This window comes from Streptomyces sp. DSM 40868 (assembly GCF_011820545.1).
In the GTDB taxonomy this organism is placed as follows: Bacteria; Actinomycetota; Actinomycetes; order Streptomycetales; family Streptomycetaceae; genus Streptomyces; species Streptomyces eurythermus.
Map to the genome: position 1 here is coordinate 1,697,076 of NZ_CP050504.1, position 17,700 is coordinate 1,714,775.

Annotated in this window: 17 protein-coding genes and 2 pseudogenes; 13 read left to right on the forward strand and 6 right to left on the reverse strand. The window is 73.9% G+C overall.

What is annotated here, in order from left to right:
* The first annotated feature begins 1 nt into the window (after nucleotide 1).
* Together bioD and HB370_RS07540 are read left to right on the forward strand one after the other, a co-directional pair.
* Nucleotides 2–718, forward strand: a pseudogene (gene bioD, locus HB370_RS07535) (dethiobiotin synthase).
* A 34-nt stretch (nucleotides 719–752) separates the two neighbouring features.
* Nucleotides 753–1,271, forward strand: coding sequence for a hypothetical protein (locus HB370_RS07540; RefSeq protein ID WP_030775143.1), 519 nt, complete (start codon nucleotides 753–755; stop codon nucleotides 1,269–1,271).
* 33 nt (nucleotides 1,272–1,304) lie between these two features.
* Here the strand turns inward: HB370_RS07540 and HB370_RS07545 are convergent, their stop codons facing one another.
* Together HB370_RS07545 and HB370_RS07550 are read right to left on the reverse strand one after the other, a co-directional pair.
* Complete coding sequence (locus tag HB370_RS07545; RefSeq protein WP_030775141.1) at nucleotides 1,305–1,679, reverse strand: hypothetical protein; 375 nt, start codon at nucleotides 1,677–1,679, stop codon at nucleotides 1,305–1,307.
* A 67-nt stretch (nucleotides 1,680–1,746) separates the two neighbouring features.
* Nucleotides 1,747–1,989, reverse strand: a complete 243-nt coding sequence (locus HB370_RS07550; protein ID WP_030775139.1) for a hypothetical protein — start codon at nucleotides 1,987–1,989, stop codon at nucleotides 1,747–1,749.
* Between the two features lie 217 nt (nucleotides 1,990–2,206).
* Between HB370_RS07550 and HB370_RS07555 the strand changes: the two genes are divergently transcribed.
* From HB370_RS07555 to HB370_RS07590, 8 genes are all read left to right on the forward strand, one after another.
* Nucleotides 2,207–3,094, forward strand: a complete 888-nt coding sequence (locus HB370_RS07555; protein ID WP_030775136.1) for an LLM class F420-dependent oxidoreductase — start codon at nucleotides 2,207–2,209, stop codon at nucleotides 3,092–3,094.
* Nucleotides 3,095–3,139: 45 nt separating this feature from the next.
* Nucleotides 3,140–3,565 carry a GNAT family N-acetyltransferase gene (locus HB370_RS07560; protein WP_030775134.1) on the forward strand — a complete coding sequence of 142 codons (426 nt, stop codon included), beginning with the start codon at nucleotides 3,140–3,142 and terminating at the stop codon, nucleotides 3,563–3,565.
* Between the two features lie 184 nt (nucleotides 3,566–3,749).
* Nucleotides 3,750–5,180, forward strand: coding sequence for a hemolysin family protein (locus HB370_RS07565; protein ID WP_030775133.1), 1,431 nt, complete (start codon nucleotides 3,750–3,752; stop codon nucleotides 5,178–5,180).
* On the forward strand, nucleotides 5,177–6,196 hold the full coding sequence (locus tag HB370_RS07570) for a hemolysin family protein (RefSeq protein ID WP_030775131.1): 1,020 nt from the start codon (nucleotides 5,177–5,179) through the stop codon (nucleotides 6,194–6,196). Before HB370_RS07565 ends, HB370_RS07570 begins: the two co-directional genes overlap by 4 nt.
* Nucleotides 6,197–6,269: 73 nt before the next feature.
* Nucleotides 6,270–7,058 (forward strand): SGNH/GDSL hydrolase family protein, encoded by a 789-nt coding sequence (locus HB370_RS07575; RefSeq protein ID WP_030775129.1) that lies wholly within the window; start codon nucleotides 6,270–6,272, stop codon nucleotides 7,056–7,058.
* 84 nt (nucleotides 7,059–7,142) lie between these two features.
* The gene (gene purB / locus HB370_RS07580; protein ID WP_030775126.1) at nucleotides 7,143–8,585 is read left to right on the forward strand and encodes an adenylosuccinate lyase; all 1,443 of its coding nucleotides are present in this window, start codon (nucleotides 7,143–7,145) and stop codon (nucleotides 8,583–8,585) included.
* A 71-nt stretch (nucleotides 8,586–8,656) separates the two neighbouring features.
* Entirely contained in the window at nucleotides 8,657–9,151 is a 495-nt protein-coding gene (mug, locus tag HB370_RS07585; RefSeq protein WP_030775125.1) for a G/U mismatch-specific DNA glycosylase, read from the forward strand.
* A gap of 205 nt (nucleotides 9,152–9,356) precedes the next feature.
* On the forward strand, nucleotides 9,357–10,736 hold the full coding sequence (locus tag HB370_RS07590) for a cellulase family glycosylhydrolase (protein ID WP_030775122.1): 1,380 nt from the start codon (nucleotides 9,357–9,359) through the stop codon (nucleotides 10,734–10,736).
* A gap of 145 nt (nucleotides 10,737–10,881) precedes the next feature.
* Here HB370_RS07590 and HB370_RS07595 read toward each other — a convergent pair whose 3' ends face one another.
* The 3 genes from HB370_RS07595 to HB370_RS07605 are packed head-to-tail and all read right to left on the reverse strand — an operon-like array spanning nucleotide 10,882 to nucleotide 13,000.
* Nucleotides 10,882–11,325 (reverse strand): hypothetical protein, encoded by a 444-nt coding sequence (locus HB370_RS07595; RefSeq protein ID WP_030775120.1) that lies wholly within the window; start codon nucleotides 11,323–11,325, stop codon nucleotides 10,882–10,884.
* A gap of 41 nt (nucleotides 11,326–11,366) precedes the next feature.
* The gene (locus tag HB370_RS07600; RefSeq protein WP_030775118.1) at nucleotides 11,367–12,077 is read right to left on the reverse strand and encodes an ABC transporter permease; all 711 of its coding nucleotides are present in this window, start codon (nucleotides 12,075–12,077) and stop codon (nucleotides 11,367–11,369) included.
* A 2-nt stretch (nucleotides 12,078–12,079) separates the two neighbouring features.
* A complete protein-coding gene (locus HB370_RS07605) occupies nucleotides 12,080–13,000 on the reverse strand; it encodes an ATP-binding cassette domain-containing protein (RefSeq protein WP_030775116.1) in 921 nt (306 codons plus the stop codon).
* 107 nt (nucleotides 13,001–13,107) lie between these two features.
* Between HB370_RS07605 and HB370_RS07610 the strand changes: the two genes are divergently transcribed.
* The 3 genes and pseudogenes from HB370_RS07610 (at nucleotide 13,108) to HB370_RS07620 (ending at nucleotide 16,184) form a co-directional block, all read left to right on the forward strand.
* Nucleotides 13,108–14,262 (forward strand): histidine kinase, encoded by a 1,155-nt coding sequence (locus HB370_RS07610; protein WP_030775114.1) that lies wholly within the window; start codon nucleotides 13,108–13,110, stop codon nucleotides 14,260–14,262.
* A 14-nt stretch (nucleotides 14,263–14,276) separates the two neighbouring features.
* On the forward strand, nucleotides 14,277–14,933 hold the full coding sequence (locus HB370_RS07615) for a response regulator transcription factor (RefSeq protein ID WP_030603689.1): 657 nt from the start codon (nucleotides 14,277–14,279) through the stop codon (nucleotides 14,931–14,933).
* A gap of 95 nt (nucleotides 14,934–15,028) precedes the next feature.
* Nucleotides 15,029–16,184, forward strand: a pseudogene (locus HB370_RS07620) (ROK family transcriptional regulator).
* A gap of 720 nt (nucleotides 16,185–16,904) precedes the next feature.
* On the opposite strand, the gene HB370_RS07625 reads toward HB370_RS07620, so the two are convergent.
* Entirely contained in the window at nucleotides 16,905–17,666 is a 762-nt protein-coding gene (locus HB370_RS07625; RefSeq protein ID WP_030775110.1) for a GntR family transcriptional regulator, read from the reverse strand.
* Between the last annotated feature and the right edge of the window lie 34 nt (nucleotides 17,667–17,700).

The following is a 17,700-nucleotide window of genomic DNA, read 5'->3' on the forward strand; positions in this document are numbered from 1 at the left end:
CATGCGGGTACTGGTGATCACGGGCACGGGCACGGAGGTCGGCAAGACCGTCACCACCGCGGCCGTCGCCGCCTCGGCACTCGCGGCCGGGCGGTCGGTGGCCGTGCTCAAGGCCGCCCAGACGGGCGTACGGCCGGACGAGCGCGGCGACGCGGACGAGGTCGCGTGGCTCGCGGGGCCGGTCACGACGGACGAACTGGCGCGTTTCCCGGAGCCGTTGGCGCCGAACACGGCGGCCCGGCGGGCCGGGATGGCGCCGGTGCGTCCCCGGGAGGTGGCCGAGCGGGCCGCCAAGCTGGCCACCGAGCACGATCTGGTGCTGGTCGAGGGCGCGGGCGGGCTGCTCGTCCGGTTCGACGAGGACGGCGGCACGCTGGCCGACGCGGCCCGGCTGCTGGGCGCGCCGGTGCTGGTGGTCGCGCGGGCCGGGCTCGGCACGCTCAACACCACGGAGCTGACGGCCCGCGAACTGCGCCGCCGGGAGCTGGAGCCGGCCGGTGTGGTGATCGGCAGCTGGCCGGACGAGCCGGACCTGGCCACCCGCTGCAACGTGGCCGACCTGCCGGAGGTGGCCGGCGCCCCGCTGCTCGGCGCGCTGCCCGCCGGGGCGGGGGCGCTGCCGCCCGCCTAGTTCCGCGCCGCGGCCCCGGGCTGGCTGGCCCCGCGGCTGGACGGGACCTGGGACGCGGAGGCGTTCCGCGCCCGGGAGGCCGCGTAGCGGGCGCGGCCGGCGAGGCACCTATGCTCGTGCGATGACGTACGACGACGCCACCCACCCCACGGTCCCCGTGCGGGTGGGTGACCGTCAGGCACGGATCGACGAGCTGCTCGCACCGGCGATAGAGGCGATCTGGACCTGCGGTTTCGAGACCTTCACCTGCTGTCAGGACCTCGGTGAGAGCAACGCGGGCTGGGTGGAGAAGCTGCCGCACATGGCGGCCTATGTGGAGTCCCGGCGGGGCTGGATGCTCATCGACTTCCCGGTCGACAGCGGTCTCGCCTTCCTGACGGCCGTGGCGAACGCGGGCCCGCGGGACGCCTTCTACGTCCGGATGACGCACTGGGCGGCCCCGGACGCGTGGGACGTGAAGATCAAGCCGATGGACGCGGCGATGTTCGACGAGGAGTCGCCGTCGCGGTTCGGGCTGCGCCTGCTCCAGGTCTCCTTCCCCGGGTACGACCTGCCGGAGCTGGTCCGGCGGCTGCGCGAACACGCGGCGGGCCGCTCGGTGCCGCCCGCACCCACGGACTGGAGCACGGTGGGCCGCTAGGTCTTCCGTGCGGGTCGCGTGGGGAGCGGCTGATCAGCCGCTCCAGCGGCGCAGTTCGCGCGCGATGTCGTCGACGCCGGCCGCGCCGTCCTTCACCAGCCGGGCCAGGTCGCGGACCTGCTCGGGGGTGGTCGCGATCTTCTCGCCGCTGGCGACCAGATAGGCGTAGGCGACGGCGGAGGCGAACAGGGCGTTGGCGCGTTCCAGCGCGGGGACGTGGATCAGCAGCTGGAGCAGGGAGGCGGCGCGGGCGTACGGGTCGGCGTAGACGGGGACGCCGAATATCTCGGCCCGGTGCCGGGCGACGGCGGCGACCAGGGCGCCCCAGTCGGTGACCTGCGGGTCCCCCGGGGTCTTCTGTTCGGCGAGCATGAGCAGCCAGGCGAGGTCGATACGGAGATCGTTCAAGGAATCCGCTTCAGGGCGTCGGCTCGGGCGGGTCGGCTTCGGGGAGGGGCCTCGAGGGAGGGGCGGGTCAGGGGCGGCCTTCCCCCGGTCCGGTGCCGTGGACTTCGGCGAATTCCTCGGCGAACACGGACTCGTACTGCTTCATGAAGTCGGCGGCGGCCTCCACGAACGTGCGGCCCGCCTCCCCGGCGTCCTGTCTGACCAGCTCTTCGATGTAACGGTTGACGCTCATCCCGCGGGCCAGGGCACGCTCGCGGGCCACCTGGGCGGTGCCCTCGTCCACGCGCACGTTCAGCTGGGTCTTCGCCATGCCCCGACGCTAGCGCCAGGGTGCTAGCAGCGGCAAGGGCGCACGGTGGCACGGGACCGGCTGCCGTGCGCCGGTACGCACGGTGATCAGCGCGACCGGTCGGGACGGGGTACACCCGCGCGGCCGAGCGGACCGGGTGCGCCCGCGCGGCCGAGCGGAGCGGCGTGGACATGATGGAATCGGAGCGGCTCAAGTGATCACCGACCGGGGAGAGTTCATGTCGCGTCCGTTCCGCTTCGGAGTCAACCTGCTGGACCCCGCGCCCGCCGGCGAGTGGCGCGCCAAGTGCCGGCGCGCGGAGGAACTGGGCTACGACGTGATCCTCGTCCCGGACCACCTCGGCATGCCCGCGCCGTTCCCCGCGCTGGTCGCGGCGGCGCAGGCCACCGAGCGGCCGCGGGTCGGCACGTTCGTGCTCAACGCGGGCTTCTGGAACCCGGCGCTGCTGGCCCGCGAGGTGGCGACCACCGACGCGCTGACCGGCGGCCGGCTCGAACTCGGTCTCGGCACCGGGTACGTGCGGGCGGAGCACGAGGCGGCCGGGCTGCCGTACGGCTCGGCGCGCGAGCGGGTGGACCACCTGGAGCGGACGGTCGCGGAACTGGACCGGCTGCTCGGCTCGGGCGACCACCTGCCGCGGCCCGCGCAGTCCCGGGTGCCGGTGCTGATCGGGGCCAACGGCGACCGGATGCTGCGGCTGACCGCCGCTCACGCGGACATCGCGGCCTTCACCGGGGCCCGGCCCGGCGACACGCCCGGCACCCTGGACCCGCTCACCGCCGAGGAGCTGGACGAGCGGGTGGCCCGCTACCGCGCGCTGGCGCGGCACCGGCCGGCGCCCGCCGAGCTGAACCTGCTGATCCAGCTGGTGGCCGTCACCGACGACCCCGAGCCGGCACTGAGGCCGCTGCTGGAGCGGCAGCCCGGGCTGACCCTGGAGCAGGCGGTGGCCCTGCCCATCGTGCTGGCCGGGCCGCTGGAGGACGTGGTGGCGAAGGTACGGGCGCAGCGGGAGCGGTACGGGTTCTCGTACCTGACCGTCCTGGAGCCGTTCATGGAGGCGTTCGCGCCGGTGCTGACGCGGCTGCGCGAGGAGTCCGCGTGACGAGACCCCGTGGGCCCGCGAGCCGTTCCCGATCATGATGGGGGCATGACCGACCTGCGTATACGTGCCGCCGTCCCCGCCGACCTCGACTCCGTGCTCGCCTTCTGGAAGACGGCCGCCGAGGGCACGAGCATCAGCGACGACCGCGCCGGGGTGGAGCGGCTGGTGGCCCGCGATCCCGGGGCGCTGCTCCTGGCCGAGCGGGGCGGTGAGCTGGTGGGCACGGTGATCGCCGGCTTCGACGGCTGGCGGTGCCATCTCTACCGGCTCGCGGTGCACCCCGAGCGGCGGCGGCAGGGCATCGCCTCGGCGCTGCTGGCCGCCGCCGAGGAGCGGTTCGTACGGCTCGGCGGGCGGCGCGCGGACGCGATGGTGCTGGTCCGCAACGAGACCGCGCACCACGCGTGGAGGGCGGCCGGGTACGGGCCCGAGGAGCACTGGCGGCGCTGGGTGAAGCCGCTCACGGACTGAGACGGGGGCTGGGGCGGAAGGCCGGGAGGGGAGACCGAAAGGCTTCTTTGCCCATCCTTTACTCTTGAGGGAGCACTCGGCCCTTTATGAAAGGTTGTGAGCGTCCGCCCATGGGCGAGCCTCCCAGTCCGCGACACCGCGCGTACTCCCCCACCCTGTCCGATCCTGGGACGGGGGTGACCCGATGACCGAAGTGCTCCTCCTCCTGGTGGCGATCCTGCTGTCGCTGGCCTGTGGCGCCTTCGTGGCGGCCGAGTTCTCGCTGACCACGGTGGAACGCGGCGAGCTGGAGCGGGCCGCCGCCCGTGGCGAGCGGGGTGCCGCGGGCGCCCTGAAGGCCGTACGGAACCTGACGTTCCAGCTCTCCGGCGCCCAGCTCGGCATCACCGTCACCAACCTGGTGGTCGGCATGCTCGCCGAGCCCTCGATCGCCAAGCTGCTCGCCGGGCCGTTCACTGCGCTGGGGCTGTCCCGCACCACGGCGACCACGGTCGCGCTGGTGCTGGGCACGGCTCTGTCGACGGTCGTCCTGATGGTCGTCGGCGAGCTGGTGCCGAAGAACTGGGCGATCTCCTCGCCGCTGGCCATGGCCAAGCGGGTGGGAAACGCCCAGCGCTGGTTCAGCGCGGCCTTCCGGCCCTTCATCACCCACCTGAACAACACGGCCAACCACTTCGTGCGCCGGCTCGGCGTCGAACCGGCCGAGGAACTGGCCTCCGCGCGCGGCCCGCAGGAGCTGGCCGCCCTCGCCCGGCACTCCGCCAAGGAGGGCGCGCTGGAGGCGGACACCGCGGAGCTGTTCGTACGCACCCTGAACCTGGCCGACCTCACGGCCGAGAACGTGATGACGCCGCGCGTGCAGGTCGTCGCCCTGGACATGCAGGCCACCTGCGAGGACGTGGCCAACGCCACCCGGGCCACCGGCCTGTCCCGGTTCCCGGTCTACCGGGGCAGCCTGGACTCCGTCGTCGGCACCGCCCACATCAAGGACGTCCTGGCCGTCCCCGCCGACCGGCGGCGTCACCGCACGGTCGCGCAGATCATGCGCGAGCCGCTGCTGGTGCCCGAGTCGCTGACCGTCGACCGGCTGCTGGACCGGCTCGGCGGCCGGCGCACCATGGCCGTCGTCATCGACGAGTACGGCGGCACGGCCGGCGTGGCCACCCTGGAGGACATCGTGGAGGAGGTCGTCGGCGAGGTGCGGGACGAGCACGACCCGCACGAGACGGCCGACCTCGCCCCGGCCGGCGCCGACGAGGAGGGCCGCGCCCTGTACGCGGCGGACGGCGCCGTACGCACCGACCAGCTCGCCCGCGTGGGACTGCGCGCGCCCGAGGGGCCGTACGAGACGCTGGCCGGCCTGGTCGCCACCGAGCTGGGGCGCATACCCGCCGCGGGCGACAGCGTCGAGGTGGCCGGCTGGTGCCTCGACGTCGTGGACGCCTCCGGCCGCCGGGCCGCCCGGCTGCTGCTGCACGCGCCCCTGGACGACGAACGGCCCGACGCGGCCCGGGAGCGCGGCGCGACCGGGCGGGGCGCCGGGACCAGGGGGAACAGGTCCGGACGCGGCCACGGGGCCGACCGGACCCGCGGGACACGGGAGGGGACGCGATGACCGTCGTACAACTGCTGATCGGCCTGTCGACCCTCGTCGTCAACGCCTTCTTCGTGGGCGCCGAGTTCGCCCTGATCTCGGTGCGCCGCTCCCAGATCGAGCCGCTGGCCCAGGAGGGCGACCGCCGGGCCCGCAGCGTGCTGTGGGGCCTGGAACACGTGTCCGCGCTGCTGGCCGCCGCCCAGCTCGGCATCACGCTGTGCACGCTGGTGCTCGGTGTGGTCGCCGAACCGGCGATCGCGCACCTGCTGGAGCCGGTGTTCCACGCGGTGGGCGTGCCGGCGGGCGCGGGGCACGCCGTGTCCTTCGTGATCGCGCTGGCCCTCGCCACCTATCTGCACATGCTGCTCGGCGAGATGGTCCCCAAGAACATCGCGCTGGCCGAACCGGTGCGCAGCGCGCTGCTGCTCGGCCCGCCGCTGGTCACGCTCTCCCGGGCGCTGCGCCCGGTGATCTTCGCGATCAACGCGTTCGCCAACGGGCTGCTGAAGCTGTTGCGGGTGGAGGCCAAGGACGAGGTGTCGGCCACCTTCACGGACGCCGAACTCGCCGAGATCGTCAAGGACGCCGGCCAGGCGGGCCTCATCGACAACCGGGCGCAGGAGCGCCTGCACGACGCCCTGGAGCTGGGCAGCCGGCCGGTGCGGGACGTGGTCGTCCCCTTGCGCCGGGTGGTCTACGCGCGCGTCGGCGTCACCCCGGAGCAGGTGGAGCGGCTGTCGGCCGAGTCCGGGTTCTCCCGTTTCCCGGTGGTCGACACCGGGCGCCGGATCGTGGGCTATCTGCACGTGAAGGACGCGCTGGACGCCTCGCCCCGGGACATGCCGTTCCGGCTGCGGGACATGCGGCCCATCGCCCGGGTCCGGGAGAGCACCCCGCTGGACGACGTGCTCACCGCGATGCGCGGCAGCCGCACCCACCTCGCCGCCGTACTCGGCGAGGACGGACGGCTGGCGGGCCTGGTGACCATGGAGGACGTGCTGCGGCAGCTGTTCGGCCAGCCCGCGGCCGGGTGACGCGAGGGGGTGGGCAGGGGGTTCCGGGGCGACCGACCGGCGGGTATGGCGCCGGGATACCATCGCTGTCGCCATGCAGACGAATCCCACCACTCCCGCGTACACCAGCCTGGTCGCCGTCGGCGACTCCTTCACCGAGGGCATGTCGGACCTGCTGCCCGACGGCTCCTACCGAGGCTGGGCGGACGTCCTCGCCACGCGGATGGCCGCCCGCACGCCCGGGTTCCGCTACGCCAACCTCGCCGTCCGCGGGAAGCTGATCGGGCAGATCGTCGACGAGCAGGTGGAGGTGGCGGCGGCCATGCGGGCCGACGTCGTCACCCTGGTCGGCGGCCTGAACGACACCCTGCGCCCCAAGTGCGACATGGTCCGGGTCCGGGATCTGCTCACGGAGGCCGTGGAGCGGCTGGCGCCCTCCTGCGAGCAACTGGTGCTGATGCGCAGCCCCGGCCGCCAGGGCCCGGTGCTGGAGCGGTTCCGGCCGCGCATGGAGCAGCTGTTCGCGTGCGTGGACGAGCTGGCGGCCAAGCACGGCGCCGTGGTGGTCGACCTGTACGGCGCGCCCGCTCTGGCGGACCCCCGGCTGTGGGACGTGGACCGGCTGCACCTGACGGCGGAGGGACACCGCCGGGTCGCCGAGGCGGTGTGGCAGGCGCTCGGGTACGAGCCGGAGGACGCCGGGTGGCACGTGCCCATGCCGGCGACGGCCCCGCCGGACTGGGTGGCGCGCCGGATCGCCGACGTACGGTTCGCCCGGCAGCACCTGCTGCCGTGGATAGGCCGCCGGCTCACCGGCCGCTCCTCCGGCGACGGCCGCCCGCCCAAGCGGCCGGAACTGCTGCCCTACGAGGCCCGCGCCTAGCCTCGAAGTGGCGTACGTCTCGTAGCTTCCGCCCAACGGGGGCGTGGCGCTGGCCTGCACTAATCGCCAGTAGACTCTGGACACGTGACTTCAGCGCCCGCCAAGCCCCGCATCCCGAACGTCCTCGCCGGACGGTACGCCTCCGCCGACCTCGCCACGCTCTGGTCGCCCGAGCAGAAGGTGAGGCTGGAGCGCCGGCTCTGGCTCGCCGTGCTGCGGGCCCAGAAGGACCTCGGCATCGAGGTGCCGGACGAGGCGATCGCCGACTACGAACGCGTCCTGGACACCGTCGACCTGGCCTCGATCGCCGAGCGCGAGAAGGTCACCCGGCACGACGTGAAGGCGCGGATCGAGGAGTTCAACGACCTCGCCGGGCACGAGCACGTGCACAAGGGCATGACCTCCCGCGACCTCACGGAGAACGTCGAGCAGCTGCAGATCCGGCTCTCGCTGGAGCTGATGCGGGACCGTACGGTGGCCGTGCTGGCGCGCCTGGGCAAGCTGTCCGGCGAGTACGCCGAGCTGGTCATGGCCGGCCGCTCGCACAACGTGGCCGCGCAGGCCACCACCCTCGGCAAGCGGTTCGCGACCGCCGCCGACGAGCTGCTCGTGGCCTACGGCCGCATCGAGGAGCTGCTCGGCCGCTACCCGCTGCGCGGCATCAAGGGCCCGGTGGGCACCGCGCAGGACATGCTGGACCTGCTGGGCGGGGACGCCGCCAAGCTCGCCGAGCTGGAGCACCGCATCGCGGGCCACCTCGGCTTCTCGCAGGCCTTCACCTCCGTCGGCCAGGTCTACCCGCGCTCGCTGGACTACGAGGTCGTCACCACGCTGGTGCAGCTCGCGGCGGCCCCGTCGTCGCTGGCCAAGACCATCCGGCTGATGGCCGGGAACGAGCTGGTCACCGAGGGCTTCAAGCCGGGCCAGGTCGGCTCCTCGGCGATGCCGCACAAGATGAACACCCGCTCCTGCGAGCGCGTCAACGGCCTGATGGTGATCCTGCGCGGCTACGCCTCGATGACCGGCGAGCTGGCGGGCGACCAGTGGAACGAGGGCGACGTGTCCTGCTCGGTGGTGCGCCGGGTCGCCCTGCCGGACGCCTTCTTCGCCCTGGACGGCCTGCTGGAGACGTTCCTGACGGTGCTCGACGAGTTCGGCGCCTTCCCCGCGGTGATCGCCCGCGAACTGGACCGCTACCTGCCGTTCCTGGCGACCACCAAGGTGCTGATGGGCGCGGTGCGGGCCGGTGTGGGCCGGGAGGTCGCGCACGAGGCGATCAAGGAGAACGCGGTCGCCACCGCGCTGGCGATGCGCGAGCAGGGTGCCGAGCGCAACGACCTGCTCGACAAGCTCGCCGCCGACGAGCGCCTGCCGCTCGACCGGGAGCAGCTGGCCGCGCTGATGGCCGACAAGCTGTCCTTCACCGGCGCCGCCGCCGACCAGGTCGGCGCGGTCGTCGCCCGGATCGAGGAGATCGTGAAGCAGCGCCCGGAGGCGGCCGGCTACACCCCCGGAGCGATCCTCTGACCCGCGCGCCCCGCAGCCCGCGCTTCACCCGGGCGGAGCTGGAGGCCGCCCGCGACCGTCTCGTCCCGGACGTGGTCGCGGACGGCCTCCGCGTGCTGTTCTGCGGCATCAACCCGGGACTGATGTCGGCCGCGACCGGCCACCACTTCGCCCGCCCCGGCAACCGTTTCTGGCCGGTGCTGCACCTGTCCGGATTCACACCCCGGCTGCTGCGGCCGGCCGAGCAGCAGGAGCTGCTGTCCTACGGACTCGGCATCACCAACGTCGTGGCCCGGGCGACCGCGCGGGCGGACGAGCTGACCGCCGAGGAGTACATCGAGGGCGGGCGGCTGCTGGCCGAGAAGGTGACGCGGCTGCGGCCGCGGTGGCTGGCCGTCGTCGGCGTGACCGCCTACCGCGCCGCCTTCGCCGACCGCACGGCCAAGGTGGGCCCGCAGGAGCGGACCATCGGCGACACCGGGATCTGGGTCCTGCCCAACCCCAGCGGGCTGAACGCGCACTGGACCCCCGCCACGATGGCGGAGGAGTTCCGCCGGCTGCGCGAGGCGGCCGACGGGCCCGGCTGACCCGCGCAGGATGCCCGAAAGGCCGGGCACGGCCGCGTAGCGCCTTTTGCGCGCACCCGCCTCTGAGCAGCGATCACTCGGGGCGCCTCAGCGTTCACCGTCGTACGTCTGTACGCGCCTCGATCCACCGGTGTACGGTCTCGGGCCGATGGGTTTTGGGAGCGCTCCCATCGTGCTGTTCCCGCTTCACACGAGGAGGAACGCTTTGAAACGCATAGTGGCCCTGCTGGCGACCTGCGCCACGGCTGTGGGTCTCACGGCACTGCTCGGCCCCCAGCCGGCGGCCGCCGCCGCCGGCTGCAAGGTCGACTACACCGTCACCAGCCAGTGGCAGGGCGGCTTCCAGGCCGGGGTGAAGATCACCAACCTGGGCGACCCCGTCACCGGATGGACGCTGAAGTTCACCCTGCCCGACTCGGGGCAGAAGCTCGTCCAGGGCTGGAACGCCACCTGGGCGCAGTCCGGTTCCACGGTCAGCGCCGCCGGCATCGACTGGAACCGCACCCTGGCCACCGGCGCGTCGACCGACCTCGGCTTCGTCGGCTCGTTCACCGGCTCCAACCCCAAGCCCTCGGCGTTCACGCTCAACGGCGTCGCCTGCACCGGCTCCGTGGAGGACCCGGGCACCGACCCGAACCCGGGCACCGGCACTCCGGTGGGCGTCAACGGGCAGCTGCACGTCTGCGGCGTCAACCTGTGCAACCAGTACAACCGCCCCATCCAGCTGCGGGGCATGAGCACGCACGGCATCCAGTGGTTCAGCAAGTGCTACAACAGCGCGTCCCTGGACGCGCTGGCCAAGGACTGGAAGTCGGACCTGCTGCGCATCGCCATGTACGTGCAGGAGGACGGCTACGAGACCGACCCGGCGGGCTTCACCAGCCGCGTGAACAGCCTCGTCGACATGGCCGAGGCCCGGGGCATGTACGCCCTGATCGACTTCCACACCCTCACGCCGGGCGACCCCAACTACAACCTGGACCGCGCCAAGACGTTCTTCGCGTCCGTCGCCGCCCGCAACGCCGCCAAGAAGAACGTGGTCTACGAGATCGCCAACGAGCCCAACGGCGTGAGCTGGACGGCCATCAAGAACTACGCCGAGCAGGTCATCCCGGTGATCCGGGCCGCCGACCCGGACGCCGTGATCATCGTCGGCACCCGGGGCTGGTCCTCGCTGGGCGTCTCGGACGGCTCCAGCGAGACCGAGGTCGTCAACAACCCGGTCAACGCCACCAACATCATGTACGCGTTCCACTTCTACGCCGCCAGCCACAAGGACAACTACCGCGCCACGGTGAGCCGGGCGGCCTCCAAGCTGCCGCTGTTCGTGACCGAGTTCGGCACGGTGAGCGCCACCGGCGGCGGCACGATGGACCGGTCCAGCACCACGGCCTGGCTGGACCTGCTCGACCAGCTGAAGATCAGCTACGCGAACTGGACCTACTCCGACGCCAACGAGAGCAGCGCGGCGCTCAAGCCCGGCACCTGCGACGGCACCGACTACAGCAGCAGCGGTGTGCTGACCGAGTCCGGGGCGCTGATCAAGAGCCGCATCAGCACCGCCGACTCCTTCCCCACCAGCTGACCCCGGCGGGGCTCCGGCGGGACCGGAGCCCCGCACCGGCGATTGGGAGCGCTCCCAGTCGGTTTCGGTCCGGACCCGTCTCACGGCGGGTCCGTCTCCGTCGGTGGGGCGGGTCCTCCGGCACCACGGCGGTCCGTCGCCGGGACTACGGCGGGTCCGTCTCCGTCACTATGCCGAGCAGTTGGAAGGGCAGCTCCTTGTCCCACTGGGAGATGCCGAGGGCGACCCAGCGGTGCGACTCCGGTGCCTGCCACAGCAGGACGTCCGGGACATGACCGCTGAGCCCGGACCAGGGTTCGGCGATCTCCTCGCCCGCCGTGGTCCGCTCGAACACGCTGTACAGGCTGAAGTGCCGGGGGCGGCCCCACCGTTCGCCCAGCCGCTCGGCGAGGCCGTCCCGGTCTGCCTCGTACTGCGCCTCCGTCTCCTCCCGGTCGCCGCCGTCGCCCTCCCAGAACTCCTCGCTGGTCTGTAAGGCGGCCAGGTGATAGCCGGGCCCGCTCTCGCCGTGCTCCGTCCTGCCGGGCACCGCCGGGAACTCCCGGGCGCACAGCAGCTCGATGAGGGTCAGGCACTCCGCGATGTCCATGCGGTCCAGTAAAGCGGGCACCACTGACAACTGGTCCGGCGTCAGGCGTCCCTGCGGCGCACGCTCCAGGCGCCCGCCGCGAGGGCGGCGGCCGTCCACAGCGCGGTCACCCCGAGCCCGCTCCACGGCCCGAGGGCACCGTCCCAGCTGCTGTGCAGGGCCACTTGGCCGGCCCGGTCGGGGAGGAAGTCGGCGACCGAGCCGGACAGGTCGCCGACGACGAAGGACACGATCAGCAGGAACGGGATCAGCACCGAGAGGGTGGCGACCCCGCTGCGCAGCACGGCCGCCACCCCGGCGGCGAACAGGGCCATCAGCGTCAGGTGCACACCGCAGCCGACCGCGCCGCGCACCCCCTCGGCCCAGCCGGGCGCGGACGCGCCGAGGGCCGCACGGCCCACCAGGAGCGAGACGAATCCGGTGAACAGCCCGACGGCCAGCGCCGGCAGGGCGATCGCCGTCACCTTCGCGGCGAACCAGCGCCCCCGGTCGGGCACCGCGGCCAGCGTCAGCCGCAGCGCGCCGCCCCGGAACTCCGACGAGACGGCCGTCGTACCGAACGCGATCGCGGCGATCTGCCCGAAGCTGATGCCGAAGAACACCGAGAACAGCGGGTCCGCGTCGTCGACGTCGACCGCGGCGAGCGTCGAGAACCCGGCGGTGGCGACGAGGACCGCGGCGAGGGCGCCCAGCTGGGAGCGCAGGGTACGGATCTTGATCCACTCGGCGTGGAGGACGGGGATGAACGGCATGGTCAGACCTCCTGGTGCGGTGCGGTGAACTCGGCCTCGGTCGCGGTCAGATCGAGGTACGCCTCCTCCAAGGTGGCCTCCCGGGCGGTGAGTTCCAGTACGGGGACGCCCGCCTCGGACATCAGCCGGCCGAGGTCCTCCACGCGCGCGTGCCGCACGGCCCAGGACCCGTCCTCCTCGCGGGAGGCGTCGTGGCCGTGCCGGGCGAGCAGCTCGGCCAGGGCGGCGGGATCGGTGGTGCGGATGCGGACCTCGGGCCGCACGCGCGCGTGGATGAAGTCCCGGACCGGTGTGTCGGCGAGGAGCCGGCCCCGGCCCAGGATCAGCAGGTGGTCGGCGAACGCGGCGGTCTCGCCCATGAGATGGCTGGAGACGAGGACCGTACGGCCCTCGTCCGCGAGCCGGCGCAACAGGGTGCGGATCCATACGATGCCCTCGGGATCGAGGCCGTTGGCGGGTTCGTCGAGCAGGACCACCTCGGGGTCGCCGAGCAGGGCGGTGGCGATGCCGAGCCGCTGGCGCATGCCGAGGGAGTACGTCCGCACCCGCTGCCGGGCCACGGTGGCGAGGCCGGTCTCCTCCAGCACGGTGTCGACCCGGCGGGCGGGTATCCGGTTGCTCGCGGCGAGGGCCAGCAGATGGCCGCGGGCGGTGCGCGAGCCGTGTGCGGCCCGGGCGTCGAGCAGGGCGCCCACCCGGCGCAGCGGCTCACGGAGCCGGGCGTAGGCGTCGCCGCCGATGGTGGCGGTGCCGGCGGTGGGCCGGTCGAGGCCCAGAACGAGGCGGAAGGTCGTGGACTTCCCCGCGCCGTTGGGGCCGAGGAAGCCGGTGACCCGGCCGGGACGGACGCTGAAGGTGAGGCCGTCCACGGCCCGTCGGCCGCCGTACTCCTTGGTGAGGTCACGAACATCGATGCTGGTCATGGCACCAGCCTGGCGGGGCGCGGCGGGCGGGGCCTCCCCCGCCGGCGGGGGCCGTCTCCCCCGTGCGGGGGAGGTCCGTTGTCAGTGCCGACTGCGACGATGTGGCCATGCCCCGCCTTCTCCGCCCGTTGCTGAGCGCGACGACGTACACGCGCCTGCTGCATCTGTGGGTGCCGATGCTGGTGGTCAGCGTCTGGCTCTTCATCGACCCGTCGACCCCGTGGATGCCCGCCCTGTTCCTCGTCCCGCTCGGCCTGGTGCCCGTCGTGCGGCGGGGCGAGGGGGTGCAGGCGCGGCTGATGCTCACGCCCGGCGAGCCGGACCCGGGCATCTCCGAGGCACCGGCGGCGAGCTGGCGGGACCGGCTGCGTACGGTGCTGTGGCTGGAAGTGCGGATGGCGCTCGGTGCCGCGACCGTGTTCGCTTCCGTGTGGCTGCCCGGCACCGCCTTCGAACTGGCACGGTGCGCGTGGGACGTGCCTCCGGGCGGGCTGCCGCTGCTGGAATGGCTGCCGTCGCACCGCGCCCTGGCCCTGCTGACGCCGCTGCCGCTGCTCGTCTTCTACGGTGTGGCGGTCGGGCTCGGCGAGCTGATCACGGCCGCCGCGCGCCGGCTGCTCGGGCCGTCGGCGGCCGAGCGGCTGGCCGCGCTGGAGCAGCGCACCGAGCAGCTGCTGGAACGCACGCGGATCGCACGGGAGTTGCACGACTCGATCGGGCACGCCCTGACGCTGGCGGTGGTGCAGGCGGGCGCCGCGCGCGCGGCCGGTGACCCCGAGTTCACCGAGCGGGCGCTGACCGCCATCGAGGACACCGGCCGGGCCGCGCTGGAGGACCTGGAGCGGGTGCTGGGCGTGCTGCGGGAGGCCGAGCGGCCGCTGAGCGCGCGGCCCACGCTGGCGGACGCCGGCCGGCTGCTGGAGTCGGCGCGGGCCTCGGGCGCGAAGGTCGACGCCGAGGTGACGGGGCCGGTGGAGGCCGTGCCGGGACCAGTGTCCCGGGAGGGTTACCGCATCCTCCAGGAGGCCCTCACCAACGCGCTGCGGCACGCGGGTCCGGTGCCGGTGCGGGTCCGGGTCGCGGTCACCGGCGGCACGCTCGCCCTGGAGGTGCGCAATCCGCTGCCGGGCGCGATACCCGGCCCCGGGCGGGGCAGCGGTCTGCGCGGCATACGGGAGCGGGCGGCACTGCTCGGCGGCTCCGCCGTCACCGGCCCTCAGGAGGGCGACTGGCGGGTGCGGGCGGAGCTGCCGCTCAAGTGATCTAGGCTGGCCGGATGCCGGTCACCGTCCTGCTCGTCGACGACGAACCCCTGGTCCGCGCGGGTCTGCGGGCCGTGCTGGAGGCGCAGCCCGACATCGAGGTGGCGGGTGAGGCCGCCGACGGCGCGGCCGTCATCCCGCTGGTGCGCCAACTGCGCCCCGACGTGGTCGCGATGGACGTCCGGATGCCGTTGATGGACGGGATCGAGGCCACGCGCGCGGTGCTGCGCACGGTGCCCGACCCGCCGAAGATCCTGGTCGTGACCACCTTCGAGGACGACGAGTTCGTGTACGAGGCGCTGCGCGCGGGTGCCGACGGGTTCCTGCTGAAGCGGGCCCGCCCGGCCGAGATCGTGCACGCGGTGCGGCTGGTCGCGGCGGGCGACTCGCTGCTGTTCCCGGCCTCCGTACGGCGGCTCGCCGCCCGGTACGGCGACGGCGGGCGGCCGGCGCGGGCCGCGCTGGAGCGGGCCCGGCTGACCGAGCGGGAGGCGGAGGTGCTGCGGCAGATGGCACGCGGGCTGTCGAACGCGGAGATCGCCGCCCGGCTGGTGGTGAGCGCGGAGACGGTGAAGTCGCATGTGAGCGCCGTCCTGGCCAAGCTCGGCGCGCGCGACCGTACGCAGGCGGTGATCGCGGCCTACGAGTCGGGGTTCGTGGAGCCGGGCTGAGCGGGCCGCGACCGCGCGCGGAACCCGGCACTCGCCGGGGTGCCCCCGGCCGAGTACGATCCGGCCAACACGCCCGCTAGCTGGGAGGACGGACGGTGGGGCAGCTGACCGGCGGCGATCCCTCGCTGCTGCGAAGGATCAATTCCGCGGTGGTGCTGCACGCGCTGCGTGCCACGGACTGCGCGACGCTCACCGAGATCACCCGGGTCACCGGACTGTCCCGGCCGACCGTCGAGGGCGTCGTGGAGGGGCTCATCGAGGCCGGTCTCGTGGTGGAGACGGCGGCCGACGAAGGGGGTGCGCGCCGGCAGGGGCGGCCCGCGCGGCGGTTCCGGTTCCGGGCCGAGGCGGGGCATCTGCTGGGGCTGGAGATCGGGCCGCACCGGGTCGCCGCGCTGCTGTCCGACCTGGACGGCCGGGTGCTGGGCGCGCAGGCCAAGGACTGTCGGCGCGGGCGCCCCGGCGGACGAGCGGCTCGACCGGCTGCGCGGCGCGGTCGCCGAGCTGCTGCGCCGGGCCGGGGTCGCGCGCGGTTCGCTGCGCGCGGTGGGCGTGGGCACGCCCGGCATCGTGGAGGCCGACGGCACGGTACGGCTGGGCACGGCGCTGCCCGGGTGGACGGGGCTGCGGCTCGGCGAGCGGCTCGGCCGGTCCTTCCGCTGCCCGGTGCTGGTGGAGAACGACGCCAACGCGGCGGTGCTCGCGGAGCACTGGAAGGGGGCGGCGGCCGAGACGGACGACGTGGTGTTCGTGCTGGCCGGGCTGAGTCCCGGGGCCGGTTCGCTGATCGGCGGGCGGCTGCACCGGGGCTACGGCGGGGCGGCCGGGGAGATCGGCGCGCTGCATCTGCTGGGCCGGGAGGCGACGCCGGAGGCGCTGCTGTCCACCACCGACGAGCCGCTGCACCCGCTGGACGAGCAGGCGGTCGCCGAGGTGTTCGCACTGGCGCGCGACGGCGATCTGCGGGCGCGGGCGGCCGTGGAGCGGTTCATCCAGCGGCTGGTGCACGACGTGGCCGCGCTGGTGCTGGCGCTGGATCCGGAGCTGGTGGTGATCGGCGGCTGGGCGGCCGGTCTGGACGGGGTCCTCGAGCCACTGCGCCGCGAACTGGCCCGCTACTGCCTGCGCCCGCCCCGGGTGGCACTGTCGCTCCTGGGCGAGGCGGCGGTGGCCACGGGGGCGCTGCGGCTAGCCCTGGACCACGTGGAGGAGAAACTGTTCACCGTGGACGGCACGCTGACGCGCCGCTGATCCCGACCGCTGGCGCTGAGCGTGGGCGCGGAGACTGGGTCAGGTCGCGGAGGCTGAGCTTGCGCGGAGACCGGGTCAGGTCGCGGACGTCGGCGCGGAATGCTGAGCCCGCCTGCGGAGTGTGGGCGCGGCGCTGGGTCCGGGCGCACAGTGGGCACGGGGCGCTGAGCCGGGGCCTGGCGTGTGGGCGAAGCACCAAGCCCGGCCGCAGAGTGAGCCCATGGCGCTCGGCCCGGGCACGGGGTGAGCGCGAGGTGCTGAGCCCCTGGCGCGGAGCAGGTGCGGGGCGCTGAGCCCGGACGTGGTGTGGGCACGGGTACTGGGCCCGGCCGCACAGTGGGCGCTGAGCCCGGGCCTGGCGTGGGCACACGGCGCTGAGCCCAACCCTGGCGTGGGCGCGAATCTACGTAGCGACCCGGCACTGGCCTCGCCGGACCCGGCCGTGCGGAAAGCGCGGGCCGCCTGCCTCGCCGCCATGTCCTGGCCGAAACCGGCGTGCCGCCCACGCGGGTCGGCATGCCTTGGCGGACGTGTCCTGGCCGAAACCGGCCGCACAGTGGGCGCGACTCGGCGTACCCGCGCCGCCAGGACCCCGGCGAAAGGGGGCCGTTGCGTCGGCGCTGGTGGCGTGCCGGTGAGGTGTTCTCGAGGTCTTCGGTGCGGGGCCGCGACTGCTGGGCGGGCCGGCACCGAAGATCTTCGTGGTCGGGCGGTGCCGGTTCAGGAGGCCCGCTGCTGTGGGTCGTGGTGTATCTCCACGCCTGCCGAGTCGCCGAAGGTGAGCCGGCAGGTGTCGGCGCGGTAGGTCGCCACCGACAGGACGGCGGTGCGGCCCTGGGCGAGGAAGCGGGTGGTGACGACGAGCACCGGGGAGCCGGGGAGCCGGTCCAGTGCCCTGGCGTCGTCCGCGCGCGCGGAGCCCAGCTCGACCGCGCGGTCCTCCCCTTCCAGGAGCAGGTGCTGGAGCTCCCGCAGCACCGCACGCGCGCGTGCCGCGCCGGACGGGGCGTCGATCGCGGTCAGGCCGGGCACCGAGGCCGCCGGGACGTAGAGCAGTTCGGTGGCTACCTGCTGGCCGTGGGACATCCGGGAGCGGCGCACGGTGTGCACGGCTTCGTCCGCGCCGGTCTCCAGCGCGGCGACGACCGCGGCGGGCGGCACCGCCTGGGCGCTGTCGACGGGCTGCCAGGCGTCTCCGGCGGCGCCGGGCCAGGCGTGCTGCCGCGTGCCGACGGCCACGCCCACGCGCGGGGGCGCGACGGTCGTGCCGACCCCGCGCCGGCGCTGGAGCCGGCCCTCCAGTTCCAGCTGTTCGAGGGCCTGGCGGAGCGTGGCGCGGGCCACGCCGAAACGGGCGGCCAGATCACGCTCGTTGGGCAGGATCTCGCCGACCGAGAACTCGGAGTCGAGTGCCTCGCTGAGCACGGTCTTGAGATGCCAGTACTTCGGTTCCGGTACCGATTCCAGCTGCGTGGTCCCCACCCTGTCCTCCGCGAGAGCCGTGGTCCGGCGGTTT

What these genes read in the sequence shown, in the direction of transcription:
- HB370_RS07555 (WP_030775136.1), top strand. Translation starts at nt 2,207, where the DNA reads ATGTCGCGTCCGTTCCGCTTCGGAGTCAACCTGCTGGACCCCGCGCCC.
- HB370_RS07560 (WP_030775134.1), top strand. Translation starts at nt 3,140, where the DNA reads ATGACCGACCTGCGTATACGTGCCGCCGTCCCCGCCGACCTCGACTCC.
- HB370_RS07570 (WP_030775131.1), top strand. Translation starts at nt 5,177, where the DNA reads ATGACCGTCGTACAACTGCTGATCGGCCTGTCGACCCTCGTCGTCAAC.
- HB370_RS07550 (WP_030775139.1), bottom strand. Translation starts at nt 1,989, where the DNA reads ATGGCGAAGACCCAGCTGAACGTGCGCGTGGACGAGGGCACCGCCCAG.
- HB370_RS07615 (WP_030603689.1), top strand. Translation starts at nt 14,277, where the DNA reads ATGCCGGTCACCGTCCTGCTCGTCGACGACGAACCCCTGGTCCGCGCG.
- HB370_RS07605 (WP_030775116.1), bottom strand. Translation starts at nt 13,000, where the DNA reads ATGACCAGCATCGATGTTCGTGACCTCACCAAGGAGTACGGCGGCCGA.
- HB370_RS07540 (WP_030775143.1), top strand. Translation starts at nt 753, where the DNA reads ATGACGTACGACGACGCCACCCACCCCACGGTCCCCGTGCGGGTGGGT.
- HB370_RS07575 (WP_030775129.1), top strand. Translation starts at nt 6,270, where the DNA reads ATGCAGACGAATCCCACCACTCCCGCGTACACCAGCCTGGTCGCCGTC.
- HB370_RS07610 (WP_030775114.1), top strand. Translation starts at nt 13,108, where the DNA reads ATGCCCCGCCTTCTCCGCCCGTTGCTGAGCGCGACGACGTACACGCGC.
- HB370_RS07595 (WP_030775120.1), bottom strand. Translation starts at nt 11,325, where the DNA reads ATGGACATCGCGGAGTGCCTGACCCTCATCGAGCTGCTGTGCGCCCGG.
- HB370_RS07565 (WP_030775133.1), top strand. Translation starts at nt 3,750, where the DNA reads ATGACCGAAGTGCTCCTCCTCCTGGTGGCGATCCTGCTGTCGCTGGCC.
- HB370_RS07600 (WP_030775118.1), bottom strand. Translation starts at nt 12,077, where the DNA reads ATGCCGTTCATCCCCGTCCTCCACGCCGAGTGGATCAAGATCCGTACC.